Origin of the sequence: Phaeobacter sp. JH20_08, from assembly GCF_048056635.1 — a bacterium.
GTDB lineage: Bacteria > Pseudomonadota > Alphaproteobacteria > Rhodobacterales > Rhodobacteraceae > Phaeobacter > Phaeobacter bryozoorum.
The window spans coordinates 341373-355287 of the sequence record NZ_JAYMVV010000018.1; the positions used below are offsets into that span (position 1 = coordinate 341373).

The window sequence follows — 13915 nt, forward strand, 5'->3', positions numbered from 1 at the left end:
CGGCTCTGATCGTGAACAAGGCGCAGCGGCGCTGGATTTGCGCGCTATCGAGCATTACATGCGCGGACGGCTGCCGGGCTTTGACGGGCCGATCACAGCCCGCAAATTCCAGAACGGCCAGTCCAATCCCACCTATCTGGTGTCGACCGATGCGGGGCAATATGTGCTGCGGCGTAAACCACCCGGTGTGCTGCTGAAATCTGCCCATGCGGTCGAGCGTGAGTTTCGTGTTCAGACCGCCTTGCGCAACACCGAAGTGCCGGTCGCCATGATGCATCATCTCTGCGAGGATGATAGCGTCATCGGATCGCCTTTTTACCTGATGGAACATGTGGTTGGGCGGAATTTCTCAGATCCGTCACTGCCGGATCTGTCGCCGACCGAGCGCGGCGCGGTGATGGATGAAATGAGCCGCGTTCTGGCGGCGCTACACGGGGTTGATGTCACCGCTGTCGGTCTGTGCGACTACGGGCCCGAGGGCAATTACTTCACGCGTCAGCTGGCGCGGTGGAGCAAGCAGTATCGCGCCAGCGAGGTTGAAACCATTACCGAAATGGATGATCTGATCGCCGCGCTGGATGCGCAGATGCCTGCGGATGATGGGCAGCGCGGATTGGTGCACGGTGATTACCGCATCGACAATATGATCTTTGCTGCAGAGGGAACCAACTGTCGTGCGGTGCTCGACTGGGAGCTGTCGACGATCGGCCACCCCTATGCAGATCTCGCCGGGGTCATCATGCAGTGGCAGATGCCACCCGGCCGCGAGGGGCGCGGACTGGCCGGGCTTGACCGGCGCGAGCTTGGTCTGCCATCAGATAAAGCCTTTATTGCAAGCTATTGTAAACGCAGAGATTTGCCCGGAGTTGATAACTTTGGCTATTATCTCTCCTTCAGCTTCTTTCGGATGGCTGCGATCCTGCAGGGTGTGCGCAAAAGAGGGCTTGATGGCAATGCGTCAAACCCCGAACATGCAGCGCGACTGGGCGCATTTGTGCCGGAGTTTGCGCGCGCCGGGCTCGCCGCGTTGACGCGTAGTTTTGACTAGGCCAAGCGGCCAAGGGGACAGGGCATGGACAGCAACCACACAGCGTCAGCGGATGCGGAGAAAGACCGCAATTTTGTCACCGCCTTGGCGCGGGGGTTGGATGTGCTGCGCGCGTTTCGGCGCAATGAGCTGGAGCTGACCAACACTGATCTGGCCGACCGCACAGGCCTGCCAAAGCCGACCGTATCGCGGCTGACCTATACCCTGTGCCAATTGGGCTACCTCGTGCAGGATCCGCAGTCGGGGACGTATCGGTTGGGGGCAGGGGTTCTGCGTCTGGGCTATGGCGTGCTGGCGGGAATGGATATCAGCGACCGTGCCTCGCAAATCCTGCGGGATCTGAGGAATGGAGAAAATTCCTATATTACCAGCGCATTAGGCGAAGCACATCATGCTGACGTCATCTATATCGCGGTGCATCGCTCGCGCGAGGATGTCTCGCTTGCGGCACATGTCGGGATGCGTCTGCCGTTGTTTTTCTCGGCCGTTGGCCGCGCCATTCTGGCCGGCATGTCACCCGATCAGCGGACGGAGAGCCTGAAGATCGCCGACGCGCTTGACCCTGAGGGAAAACAGGCGCGGCAGGATTGTCTGGGTCGCGCGCAGGAGGAATATGCGGCACGGGGCTTTTGCACCGGCTATGGCGATTGGCGCGAGGATGTGAACGGTATCGCGGTGCCGGTTGTCTCGCTGAACGGGACACGGGTCTACGGGCTGAATGTCGGTGGACCGTCCTTTCACGTAAGCCGCGCCGTTCTGGAACAGCGCTACGCCGATCAGCTGATTTCTGCTGCCGAAACCCTAAGCATGCGCCCCTAGCGGTAACCCTTTGCCAAAGCGGGGGCGATATAGCTTTATGCGTGGTTTTACGTAGGTCAAAATACTCGACCTCAGTCAGCAAACCACGCATGATATCGCAAACAGCTGGCAGCAGATCGCCAGCCCAAAGGGAAGAGGCAGAGATGACACAGAGCGACTGGTTGTTCCGGCAGTCACATGGGGACGGGGTTGTCGAACTCAAACTATCACGGGCCCCGGTCAATGCGTTGTCGCCCGAGTTCCTGATGGATTTCGCCAATGTAATCAAAGAATTCGGAGAGGACCCTTCCGTCCGTGCGATCCTGTTGACCAGCGCGTTCAAGGTGTTCTCGGCAGGCCTCGATCTGAAAGCCGCGAAGGATTTCGATCTGGCAGGTCAGCGGGCTGCTGTGGATGGGCTGAACGAGGCGTTCCTCGCGCTTTACGCCTGTCCCAAGCCGGTGGTTGCGGCTGTTAATGGTGCGGCGATTGCCGGTGGCTTGTTCTTTGTCCTTTGCAGTGATGTACGTGTAGCCCTGGTTAAATCCAAGTTTGGTCTTGCAGAAGTGCAGGCCGGAGTGGATTTTCCCGTGGCGCCGCTGGAGATCGCCCGGGCAACCCTCAGCCCCAATATTCAGCGGCGTTTGATGCTGACCGGGCAGACCATTGGGCCAATCGCAGCCCGCAACTTCGATATCGTTGATATCATTGCCGATGATGCCGAAGATCTGCTCGGATACGCGCTGAAGGAAGCACGGACACTGGCGGACTTGCCCGCCGGAACCTACGGCGCGATCAAGCAGCAGCTCCGAGGCGAGACGATCGCCAGGATCAAGGCGGCGATGGCAGCGGAATCGGATGATACCCCCTGGTTTACCAGTGAAACTGTGCCAGCGATGACCAGGCTCATCGGCTGAACCTTACCGATATCTGACGACAGGAGCCCCCATGGATGCCGCGCGGCTAGAAAACATCAGAAGATGGCAGCATCGCTATGTCGATCACCGCAAATATGCCGGCAGTTCGCTGCTGATCAACCGCGGCGGCGAAGAATGCTATTTCTACGCGGTTGGTCATCGCAATATCGCCGAAGATCTGCCATTCACCCGCGATACGGTGACACGGATCTATTCCATGACGAAACCGGTCACCTCGCTTGCATTGCTGCTGCTGCTGGAACGCGGCCTGTTACATCTGGATGCGCCGGTGTCGGAATTTCTTCCTGAATTCATTGATATGCACTGTCTTATTGAGGGCGCGACCGATATTGACCAGACACAGCCCTGCCGCGCGCCCACGCTGCATGAGCTGCTGACCCATACCAGCGGATTGAGCTACCCGTTCAATCCGGGCCTGCTGGCAGAAGAAATGTCGAAAACAGATCTGATGTTCAAACCGGATCAGGGGCTTCTTGCGACGAAGGTCACGGAACTGGCCTCGCTTCCGCTTGCTTTTGAACCCGGAAAACGCTGGGAATACTCGGTTGGCATTGACGTGATTGGCCGGGTGATTGAGGTTGTAACCGGTGACAGCCTTGCGGCGTTCCTCAAGCGTGAGATATTTGACCCGCTTGGCATGGATCAGACCGCATTTCACACCTTAGCGGAAACCGGTAACCATCTGGCTTCATTATATTCTCCGCTGAGTGGCGACGCCATGGATTTGAATGGTGCAGAGCAGGGAGACGAAAGCCTGCGGCTGATTGATTGCTACGTCGATACGCCGTTTGGCCGGACCGAGATGCACTCGGGCGGCGGCGGCCTGCTCAGTACGATTGACGACTATATGCGCTTTGTTGAGTTGATCCGGTTGCGTGGGCAGTTGGGGAAACACCATCTGATCAGTCCACAAATCATTGATTTCATGTGCCAAAACCACCTTCCAGGCGATATTGCGTCGATGGGACCGCAGAGCTTTGCGGAACAGCCGATGGAGGGGATGGGCTTTGGTCTCGGCGGCGCTGTTGTGCTTGATCCGGCGCGGGCGCGATGTCCAGGATCGGTGGGCGATTTCAGCTGGGGCGGTATGGCGTCGACGTTCTTCTGGGTTGACCCGCTGCTGGATCTGAGTGTCGTGTTTTTTACACAGCTGGCACCATCCAGCTCCTATCCGGCACGCGCTGAGCTAAAGGCGCTGGTTCACGGAGCGATAACGGGCTAATCCTGCCTGTCGGCCACGCCATGAGGGCAGGGTGACGCACAGCCGATGACCCGCGCAAAGATCAACAGGACGTAACAAATGCCTGACGCAGCTGAAATTTTGCTCAATCTCCTCGATCTTGAGGAACTGGACCGCAACCTCTATCGCGGAATTGGATCCGGTGGTGAGACGCCGACCCGGATTTACGGTGGTCAGGTTATCGCTCAGGCTCTGATGGCCGCTTATGCGACAGTGCCGGATCGTCTGTGCCATTCGCTGCACGCATATTTCATCCGTCCGGGAGATCCGTCAAAGCCGGTGATTTACGCGGTGGATCCGGCGCGGGATGGCGGCAGCTTTACCACCCGGCGGGTCACCGCCTTGCAGAATGGCAAGCAGATCCTGAATCTCGCGGCGTCCTTTCACATTGATGAACCGGGCTGGGAACATCAGCATGAGATCCCGGAGGTAAAGGCCCCCGATGCGCTGGTATCTCGTGACGTGTTGCTACGTGAGCTAGCCGAAACGCTGGATGGCCGACTGCGCGTAGAATTTTCCCGAGAACGCCCGTTCGAAATCCGCGATGTTGAGCCGCGCGATCCAATCAATCCCGGTAAATGCAGTGATATCAACCATATGTGGGTCAGGATGAAAGCCGCCAAGGACGCCAGCCCGCAGCTGCAACATGTGCTGATGGCCTATGTCTCTGACTATGGTTTGCTGGGCTCGGCGCTGCGTCCGCATGGTCTGAGTTTTGTAAAGGGACAGGCGATGACGGCCAGTCTCGATCACGCGATGTGGTTCCATGGACCGGTGAAATTCGACGACTGGCATCTCTATACGATGGATTCGCCCTTTGCCGGAGGCGGCCGCGGCTTCAATCGCGGATCTATCTTCACGCAGGATGGCCGTTTGGTGGCGAGCGTCGCTCAGGAAGGTCTGATGCGGCCCATCGCCAAATCCTGATGCAGCCATTATTCTGAGTTCGGGGCGTCGAACTTGTCGCGCAACCGCTGCATACCGGTGATCCAGCGTCCAGTATCGGCGGCCTTGGCCTGGATGTAGCTTGCCACCCTTGGGTGTGGAAGCACGAGAAATGTTTCGTTCTCAATGGCTTCTACGCAGATCTTTGCGACGTCCTCGGCGGTGATCATACCGTCTACAGCCGCAGCGCTATGTTCCAATCCTTCGGTCATGGCAGTTTTCACCGCTTGCGGACAAACGACGGAAACACCGATCCCTTGGTCGCCATGGGTGATCGCCAGCCATTCTGAAAACCCCACGGCGGCATGTTTGGTAACCCCGTAGCTGGCGGCGCCGATCTGGTTCAGCAAGCCGGCCGCCGAGGCGACATTCAGGAAATAACCGCCGCCACGTTCGAGCATACGTGGCACGAGATGGCGGGCGGCGGAAACATGCGCCATTACGTTTACATCCCAGCTGCGCTGCCAATCCGCAAGGGAGGTCTCGAGGCCGCCGATCCTGAGAATTCCGGCGTTCGAACAGAAAACATCAATCGGGCCGATATCACGCTCGATCGCCTCGATCATCTGCGCCATGGCCTGGTCTGATCCGACATCCACGGCAAAGGCGCTGCCACCAACATCATCGGCAGTATGCTGGGCACTGACGCCATCAATATCGGCACAGATGATGTGCCGTGGGCCGTGCTTGGCGATCGTCAGCGCCAAAGCCCGCCCGATACCTGTAGCGGCGCCTGTGATAACAATCGTTTTGCATTGCAAATCCATTTGGGCCTCAGCTGTCGTTGGAACATATGCTGTGCAACTGTTCGATGTTGCGGCCAAGCCTGCAACAGTGACGCTGCATCATATAAATTATACATAATACTGATTACAGGCAATACGTGTCGGTCCTACCACCCGTCGTACACCACGGGTATTCTGATTTTACCGCTTGTTCATGGAAGTTGATCCATCTGGCAGATTTGCGCCTGCCAATATGCAGAACTTCATGGACGCTTTGTAGGATTGGCCTGGCCATCGAAGGTTACGCTGGCCCGGGTTTGCATGTCAGCAATGGGATTAACCCGCCGCCAGACGGATTTTGCCCTGATCTGGCATTGGTGTTTTGCAGCGGCGCAGGTCGATGACGGTTAGTACCCATTGCAACACCCCTGTGCAAAAATCTCGGTGCCCGCACCCGCCTGGTCGCTCTTGACTGCACCGCTTCATGAACGCGTTAACCCACTCGCGCGCGGAGCCGTGTGTTTTGCAACGAAAGACCGGATTTGTCACGTCTTTCCCTTTAACCTTTCGGCGTGCGACAGAGGGATGCTCGTCCAGCAAAGAGCGGTCAGAATCTTTGCGCGGATAAAGCGATGTCCATGATTTGCGTTTTTGCAAATCGGCCTTGCAGAAATATCAGTGTCTGGGCGTTGATTAACGCGTGCCTCCAGTCATCTCTGATTTACGATGTTAACGAAAAAGCGCACCGTTGTCAGACAACGATGCGCTTTTTAAACGTTTTGTTATGCGATCTGTTTAGAAAAACGCCTGCAGACCGGTTTGGGCGCGGCCCAGGATCAGGGCATGGACGTCATGTGTGCCCTCATAGGTATTCACCGTTTCGAGGTTCACCATATGTCGGATGACGCCGAACTCGAGGCTGATGCCATTGCCACCGTGCATGTCGCGGGCGTTGCGGGCGATCTCAAGCGCCTTGCCGCAGTTGTTGCGCTTGACGATGGAAATCATCTCTGGCGCTGCATTGGCTTCGTCCATCAGGCGGCCAACCCGCAATGAGGCCTGGAGCCCAAGGGTGATTTCGGTCTGCATATTGGCGAGTTTCAGCTGGAACAACTGGGTGTTGGCCAGCGGGCGGCCAAACTGCTTGCGATCCAGACCGTATTGACGGGCGGCGTGCCAGCAGGCCTCTGCCGCACCCATCGCCCCCCAGCTGATGCCGTAGCGCGCGCGGTTCAGACAACCGAACGGACCTTTCAGCCCCTCGACATGCGGCAGCAGCGCGTCGTCGCCGACCTCGACGCCATCCATGACGATTTCGCCGGTGATCGACGCGCGCAGCGACGCCTTGTTGGCGATCTTGGGAGCTGAAAGCCCCTTCATACCCTTTTCCAGAACAAATCCGCGGATCTTGCCGCCGTGGGCCTCGGACTTGGCCCAGACCACAAAGACATCGGCGATGGGCGCGTTGGAAATCCACATCTTGGACCCGGTCAAACGATACCCGCCATCGGTTTTCTCGGCCCGGGTTTTCATGCCGGCGGGATCCGAGCCCGCATCGGGTTCGGTCAGGCCAAAGCAACCGATCCACTCACCGGAGGAGAGTTTGGGCAGGTATTTCTGGCGCTGTTCTTCGCTGCCATATGCGTAAATGGGATACATCACCAGCGAGCTTTGCACCGACATCATCGAGCGGTAACCGCTGTCAACGCGCTCGACCTCGCGTGCAACCAGACCGTAGGAGACATAGCCTGCACCAAGGCCGCCGTATTGTTCCGGAATGGTGGTGCCGAGCAGACCCATCTCGCCCATCTCGCGGAAGATCTCGGGATCGGTTTCCTCGTTTTCATAGGCACTTAGAACCCGAGGTTGAAGTTTTTCCTGAGCATACGACCGCGCGGAAGCTGCGATCATGCGTTCATCTTCGCCCAGCTGATCATCCAGACGCAGCGGGTCTTCCCAGTTGAACTGGCCGAGATCCGGGGCATCTTTGGCGCGCAATGCGGGTTTTTCGGTCATTTGTCATCACCTTCCTGATCCAAAACTTGCCGCCGACCTTAACCTTGCGGTAAGAGGAATGACAGCGACAGAACCACAAGCAAACATTACAAAAGCTCATACATGGCCACGCCGAGACGCTTTCTCCCCTCAATTGCCGCGCTGCGCGCGCTGGAAGCGCTGGACCGTCTGGGCAGCGCCTCTGCCGCGGCGGATGAATTGGCTCTGACGCAAGGCGCTGTCAGCCGCCAACTGCAGGCGCTGGAACGACAATTGGGCGTGGATCTGGTGCGGCGGGACCAGAAGCGGCTCATGCTCTCGGCAGAAGCGCAGACTTACGCCGCCGAAATACGTCAGGCGCTCAATCAAATCGCGCAATCGACGTTGCGGGTTCAGGCCGCGCCGTTGGCCGGCACGCTCAACCTGGCCATTCTGCCGGCCTTTGGGATGCGCTGGCTGATGCCGCGCCTGCCGGAATTCGCGCGGCTGCACCCGGATGTGACCATCAATATGTCGACCCGGCTTGAACCGTTTAATTTCGTCAGCGAAGGCTTTGATGCGGCGATACATTTTGGCACTGCTGACTGGCCCGGAACTGACGCGCTGCTGCTGAAGCACGAACAGATGTTGCCAGTCTGCGCGCCGGAGCTTCTGAACGGTCGGCAGATCGAGACCGCGGGAGATATCACCGCCCTGCCCCTGCTGCATATCCAGACCCGTCCAAAGGCCTGGCAGCAATGGTTTGAGACCCATGATATCGCGTTGAAGGATGGATTATCCGGTACCATGTATGACCAATTCGCAACCATTACCCAGGCTGCACTGCATGGGCTTGGGGTGGCTTTGATGCCGGATTATCTGGTGGAGCAGGATCTCGCAACGGGCCGTCTGGTGGCGCTCTACCCGACAGCAACCGAGAGCAAGGGCGCCTATTATCTGGTCTGGCCAGAGGCCCGGTCAAAGGATCCCGCCCTGATCAAGTTCCGCAACTGGCTGGCTGGTCAGGCGCAGCCGGAAGACCCGTTGCCGCGATAGATCGGCTGATCAATCCAGCGAAGCGCGGCCCCGAGCAATCCCGTAAGCCGCATATTTTTCAAGTAGTTATATTGCTACCCTAACGCGTAGCCCGCGCCACGGACCGTCCGCACCGGGTCAGATCCGCCGTGTTGGGTCAGCGCCTTGCGCAGCCGGCCGATATGGACATCGACGGTGCGTGTATCGACATAGATATCGCGCCCCCAGACCCGGTCCAAGAGCTGCTCGCGGCTCCAGACCCGGCCCGGTTTCTCCATGAAGGTTGAGAGCAGGCGAAACTCGGTCGGGCCAAGTTTGAGCGGCGCCTCGGCCCGGCTGACCTTATGAGTCTCGGCGTCCAGCACGATATCGTCAAATTCCAGCCGCACCCCGACGGTCGAGGGGCGCACCCGCCGCAACTGCGTGCGCACGCGGGCCATCAGTTCGATCACCGAATAGGGCTTCACCACGTAATCATCGGCGCCGGTTTCCAGCCCGCGCACCTTGTCGACCTCTTCCGAACGGGCCGACAGCATGATGATCGGAATGTTCCGGGTTTCGGGGCGCGACTTCAGCCGACGGCAGACTTCGATGCCGCTGAGATTGGGCATCATCCAATCGAGCACGATGATATCGGGCATGTCCTCTTCGACAACCAGCAGCGCCTCTTCGCCATGTTCGGCGCGCAGCACACGAAACCCGTCGGCCTCAAGATTATAGGAAAGAACCTCGCGTTGGGCCAATTCGTCCTCGACCACCAGAACGGTGGGTTGGTCGGCAGCCATGGTCAGACCTCCTGCGGCACAGAGGATGTTGTGTCGGCTTTCTGCCGGTCATCCTCAGGCTTGTCGCCGGTCACCAGATAGACCACCTGTTCGGCAATCGAGGTGACATGATCGCCCATGCGCTCGACGTTCTTGGCGATAAAATGCAGGTGCATACAGGGGGTGATGTTGCGCGGGTCTTCCATCATGAAGGTGAGGAATTCGCGGAACAGCGCGTTGTACATCTGATCGACGTCTTTGTCGCGGGCGATCACGTCCTGCGCCAGTTCCACGTCGCGCTGGATGTAAGAATCCAGCGCGTCCTTCAGCATCAGCTCGACCTCGCGCGCCATACGGCGCATGGCGGCGGCGCTCTCAGAGACGCTGGGCCCCTGCGCCAGAACGGCGGTGCGTTTGGCAATGTTCTTGGCATAATCGCCGATACGTTCGAGATTGCCGGAGATTTTCATCACCGACAGCACCAGCCGCAGATCGACCGCAGCAGGCGCGCGGATGGCGATGACGCGGGCGGCTTCTTCGTTGATCAGCTCTTCCAGCCCGTCGATGGCCTTGTCGCCGTTGCGCACCTGCTGGGCGAGCTCTTCGTCGCGGGTTTCAAGTGCACGAGCGGCGTCCATGATGGCGGCCTCGACAAGGCCCCCCATTTTCATGATCTGCGCCTGAATGGCTTCCAGATCCCGGTCGAAGGCGGATGCGATATGTTGCTCTGGCATGTCTTTGGTCCTCACGATCAGCCGATGCGGCCGGTGATATAGCTTTCGGTGCGGGGATCTTCGGGATTGGTAAAGATCTGGCCGGTCGCGCCAAACTCCACCAGGTTGCCGAGGTGGAAGAAGGCGGTTTTCTGGCTGACGCGCGCGGCCTGCTGCATCGAGTGGGTGACGATCACCACCGAATAGCTGTTGCGCAGCTCGTCGATCAGCTCTTCGATCTGGGCGGTTGCAATCGGGTCCAGCGCCGAACATGGCTCATCCATCAAGAGCACTTCCGGCTCCGTCGCGACGGCGCGCGCAATGCACAGGCGCTGCTGCTGGCCACCGGACAGACCGGTGCCGGGCGCATCCAGGCGATCCTTCACCTCATCCCAGATGGCGCCACGGCGCAGGGATTTCTCGACGATCTCGTCCAGCTCGGCCTTATTGGCGGCCAGGCCGTGAATGCGCGGGCCATAGGCAACATTGTCGTAGATCGACTTGGGGAACGGGTTCGGCTTCTGGAACACCATGCCAACCTTGGCGCGCAGCTGCACAGGGTCGACGCGATTGTCGTAGATATCCTCTCCGTCGATCGAGATATCACCGGTCACGCGGCAGATGTCGATGGTGTCGTTCATCCGGTTCAGGCAGCGCAGGAACGTGGATTTGCCGCAGCCCGACGGACCGATAAAGGCGGTGACGGTGTTGTCTTCGATCTCGACGTTCACGTCCTTGATCGCGTGGGCCTCGCCGTAATAGACATTCACATTCTTGGCGGCGATCTTGGTTTTTTCTGTGTGCACGTCTTTGTCCAATGCAGTCATCTGGTTCATTTCGGCTGCCCCTCTTACCAGCGGCGTTCAAAGCGGCGGCGCAGGATCACGGCCACTGTGTTCATGGTCACGAGGAAGATCAACAGGATGATGATACCGCCCCAGGCGCGTTCGTAAAATGCCGGATCGGCACGTTTTGCCCATTCGTAGATCTGCGCGGGCATGGCGGAATTTGGCGCCAGCAGGCCGTCGGCAATGGTTTCTGGCGCGTTGGAGGCGATGAAGCCCACCATGCCGATCAGCAGCAGCGGTGCGGTCTCGCCAAGGGCCTGCGCCAGCCCGATGATGGTGCCGGTGAGGATCCCCGGTGCCGCCAGCGGCAGCACATGGTGGAACACCGCCTGCATCCGCGAGGCCCCCACTCCCAGCGCCGCGTCGCGGATCGACGGCGGAACAGCCTTCAATGCGGCGCGGGTTGAGATGATCACCGTCGGCAGGGTCATCAGCGTCAGCACCAGACCGCCGACCAGCGGTGCCGACATCGGCAGGTGCATGTAGTTGATGAACACCGCAAGGCCGAGGATACCGAACACGATGGACGGCACCGCCGCGAGGTTCGAGATATTCACCTCGATCACGTCGGTGAGCCAGTTCTTCGGTGCAAATTCTTCAAGATAGATCGACGCGGCGACGCCAATCGGCAGCGCCAGCGCGAGCACCACCAGCATCATGAACAGCGACCCCATCATCGCAACCCCCATGCCCGCGGCTTCGGGGCGCGCGTCAGACGCATCCGCACCGGTGATGAAATCCAGGTTAAAGGTCTTGGCCACGATCCCCGCCGCAACCAAGGCATCGACCAGATCCAGCTGTTCGGAGGAAATACTCTTGTCATTGGCGATGCTGTCACGGCTGACCCGGCCCTTGAGGTAGCCGTCGACACGGCTGGAGGCGAGGAAGCGGAACACAACCGTTTCGCCAATCTGGTCGGGGTTGGCCAGCACAAAGCTGCGCAGCTGCGCGGCGGCGTCCTTGGACAGGAGGCCCGCCAGTTCCTTGGGCTTGAGACCGGTTTGGATGCCAAGCTCGGCCACCTTGGTTTCCATCGCGTTCTTGATCAGCGGCGCGTAGCCAAAGGTGGTCACCTTCTTGATGGCCTCCAGATCACGGGTGCCGGATTTGTCGAGCTTGCTTTCCAGCAGCTCCACCTCAAGCGTGATGAAAGTCTGTTGAAAGGCACCGGTGCCCCGGCTGACGATGGTGAACACCAGCACAGCGAGCATCAGCAGGCCAACCGCGATTGCGGCCATGCCATAGCCGCGAAAGCGGCGCTCGGCGGCGTTGCGCTTGCGAGTGCGATCCGATTGCTGCAACAGCGAGCCTGCATGGCGCCGTTCGGCACCAGCGTTTGGCCCAGGAGTGTTTCCCGGAGTGTTTTGGCTGATATCGGTCATTAGTCGTACTGCTCCCGGTATTTGCGCACGATATAGAGCGCCAGGACATTCAGGCCGAGGGTCAGCACGAACAGCGTGAGCCCCAGGGCAAAGGCAACCAGCGTTTCGGGGCTGGCAAAATCCGTATCACCCGTCAGCTGGCTGACAATACGGGTGGTGATCGTGGTCATTGATTCCAGCGGGTTGAGCGAGAACTTGGCAATCGCCCCTGCCCCCATCACGACGATCATCGTCTCGCCAATGGCGCGTGAGGCCGCCAGCAGCACCGCGCCGACGATGCCCGGCAGCGCCGCCGGCAGGACCACCTGGCGGATGGTTTCCGATTTGGTGGCGCCAAGCCCGAGCGAGCCATCACGCATCGCCTGCGGCACTGCGTTGATAATGTCGTCAGAGAGCGAGGAGACAAAGGGGATCAGCATGATGCCCATCACCAGTCCGGCGGTCAGCACCGAGGTCGCACCACTCATCCATTCGACGCCCAGCAGACCATCCTCACCTTGGCCAAAGACTTTGACCAGCAGCGGACCAACCGTCAGCAGCGCAAACAGGCCGTAAACGATGGTCGGAATACCTGCGAGGATTTCCAGCAGCGGTTTGGCAAATGCGCGCGTGGTGCTGCCGGCGTATTCTGAGAGGTAGATGGCGGCAAACAGGCCCACAGGCACCGCGACAGCAAGGGCGATTGCAGAGATATAAAGCGTGCCCCACAGCAGCGGCAGGATCGACAGATCGCTGTCGCCGCGGAAATTCGGCGCCCATGTGGTGCCAAAGAAGAAATCTGACCAGGCGTGAAGGCCAAAGAAGTTGATGCTCTCAAACAGCATCGAGAAAACGATACCGACCGTGGTCAGGATCGCGAGGCTGGCCGCCAGAACCAGCAGTGCCATGATCCCCTGTTCCACCACATTGCGGGCGCGGAAATCCTTATGCGTGCGGCCATAGGCCCAGGCAAAGCCGACAATCGCCAGAAGACCGACGATCACCGACATGATGATCTGGCCTTTGTTTGACTGGCTGCGATAGCTCTGGGCCGCGCTCAGAACCTCCGGGCGGACTTCAGACCCGAGGGCGACGCCGATGTCGCCGAGGCGGGCACGAATATCCGTTTCACCGCTGTCGAGGCTGCGCGCCTCATCCGGCGAGAGCAGCCCCTGCGCCACCGCCTGATCCAGCCCGTCGGCAAGACGGCGCACGTCGCTCATCACCAGACCCAGAGTGGAGTTCTCCGGCACCATCTCGGCGGGGATCATCGCCGAGACGCGATTTTCGATCACCATGGGCTGCGCCAATGTCCAGATCGCCAACACGGCAAGGGCAGGCACCAGCGCGCTGAAGGCCACGTTGTGACCATAGTAGGCCGGCAGGGAATGCAACGCCTTGGCGTCGCCCCCGGCCGAAGCAAGCGCACGCTTGCGCCCAAGCACAAAGCCCAGCCCTGAAAGGGCGATCAGGGCAATAACGAGCCAGACTGTCGGCATCAGCTACTCCGTTTGAGTGGGGCGGAA

At 59.4% G+C, this 13915-nt stretch carries 13 protein-coding genes; 6 read left to right on the forward strand and 7 right to left on the reverse strand.

Annotated features, from left to right (window positions below; genetic code table 11):
• Positions 1–58 precede the first annotated feature (58 nt).
• The 5 genes from VWY75_RS17185 (at position 59) to VWY75_RS17205 (ending at position 4951) form a co-directional block, all read left to right on the forward strand.
• Positions 59–1048 carry a phosphotransferase family protein gene (locus VWY75_RS17185; RefSeq protein ID WP_416539161.1) on the forward strand — a complete coding sequence of 330 codons (990 nt, stop codon included), beginning with the start codon at positions 59–61 and terminating at the stop codon, positions 1046–1048.
• A 24-nt stretch (positions 1049–1072) separates the two neighbouring features.
• The gene (locus VWY75_RS17190) at positions 1073–1867 is read left to right on the forward strand and encodes an IclR family transcriptional regulator (protein ID WP_340545568.1); all 795 of its coding nucleotides are present in this window, start codon (positions 1073–1075) and stop codon (positions 1865–1867) included.
• A 143-nt stretch (positions 1868–2010) separates the two neighbouring features.
• Positions 2011–2763 (forward strand): enoyl-CoA hydratase/isomerase family protein, encoded by a 753-nt coding sequence (locus VWY75_RS17195; protein ID WP_340545569.1) that lies wholly within the window; start codon positions 2011–2013, stop codon positions 2761–2763.
• A gap of 31 nt (positions 2764–2794) precedes the next feature.
• Positions 2795–4006 (forward strand): serine hydrolase domain-containing protein, encoded by a 1212-nt coding sequence (locus tag VWY75_RS17200; RefSeq protein ID WP_416538749.1) that lies wholly within the window; start codon positions 2795–2797, stop codon positions 4004–4006.
• Positions 4007–4084: 78 nt separating this feature from the next.
• The gene (locus VWY75_RS17205; RefSeq protein WP_340545571.1) at positions 4085–4951 is read left to right on the forward strand and encodes an acyl-CoA thioesterase; all 867 of its coding nucleotides are present in this window, start codon (positions 4085–4087) and stop codon (positions 4949–4951) included.
• 8 nt (positions 4952–4959) lie between these two features.
• Here the strand turns inward: VWY75_RS17205 and VWY75_RS17210 are convergent, their stop codons facing one another.
• Both VWY75_RS17210 and VWY75_RS17215 read right to left on the reverse strand, forming a co-directional pair.
• Entirely contained in the window at positions 4960–5736 is a 777-nt protein-coding gene (locus tag VWY75_RS17210; RefSeq protein WP_416539162.1) for an SDR family oxidoreductase, read from the reverse strand.
• A 753-nt stretch (positions 5737–6489) separates the two neighbouring features.
• Positions 6490–7710, reverse strand: a complete 1221-nt coding sequence (locus VWY75_RS17215; RefSeq protein ID WP_340545573.1) for an acyl-CoA dehydrogenase — start codon at positions 7708–7710, stop codon at positions 6490–6492.
• 102 nt (positions 7711–7812) lie between these two features.
• On the opposite strand from VWY75_RS17215, the gene VWY75_RS17220 reads away from it, so the two are divergent.
• Complete coding sequence (locus VWY75_RS17220) at positions 7813–8724, forward strand: LysR substrate-binding domain-containing protein (protein ID WP_061049308.1); 912 nt, start codon at positions 7813–7815, stop codon at positions 8722–8724.
• A gap of 74 nt (positions 8725–8798) precedes the next feature.
• On the opposite strand, the gene phoB is transcribed toward VWY75_RS17220, so the two are convergent.
• The 5 genes from phoB to pstC are packed head-to-tail and all read right to left on the reverse strand — an operon-like array spanning position 8799 to position 13888.
• Positions 8799–9488 carry a phosphate regulon transcriptional regulator PhoB gene (phoB, locus tag VWY75_RS17225; protein ID WP_061049309.1) on the reverse strand — a complete coding sequence of 230 codons (690 nt, stop codon included), beginning with the start codon at positions 9486–9488 and terminating at the stop codon, positions 8799–8801.
• Between the two features lie 2 nt (positions 9489–9490).
• Positions 9491–10201, reverse strand: coding sequence for a phosphate signaling complex protein PhoU (phoU, locus tag VWY75_RS17230; RefSeq protein ID WP_061049310.1), 711 nt, complete (start codon positions 10199–10201; stop codon positions 9491–9493).
• 17 nt (positions 10202–10218) lie between these two features.
• Positions 10219–11016, reverse strand: coding sequence for a phosphate ABC transporter ATP-binding protein PstB (pstB, locus tag VWY75_RS17235; protein WP_061049311.1), 798 nt, complete (start codon positions 11014–11016; stop codon positions 10219–10221).
• Positions 11017–11030: 14 nt separating this feature from the next.
• Entirely contained in the window at positions 11031–12410 is a 1380-nt protein-coding gene (gene pstA, locus VWY75_RS17240; protein ID WP_416534937.1) for a phosphate ABC transporter permease PstA, read from the reverse strand.
• Positions 12410–13888, reverse strand: coding sequence for a phosphate ABC transporter permease subunit PstC (gene pstC / locus VWY75_RS17245; protein WP_340545575.1), 1479 nt, complete (start codon positions 13886–13888; stop codon positions 12410–12412). Before pstC ends, pstA begins: the two co-directional genes overlap by 1 nt.
• Between the last annotated feature and the right edge of the window lie 27 nt (positions 13889–13915).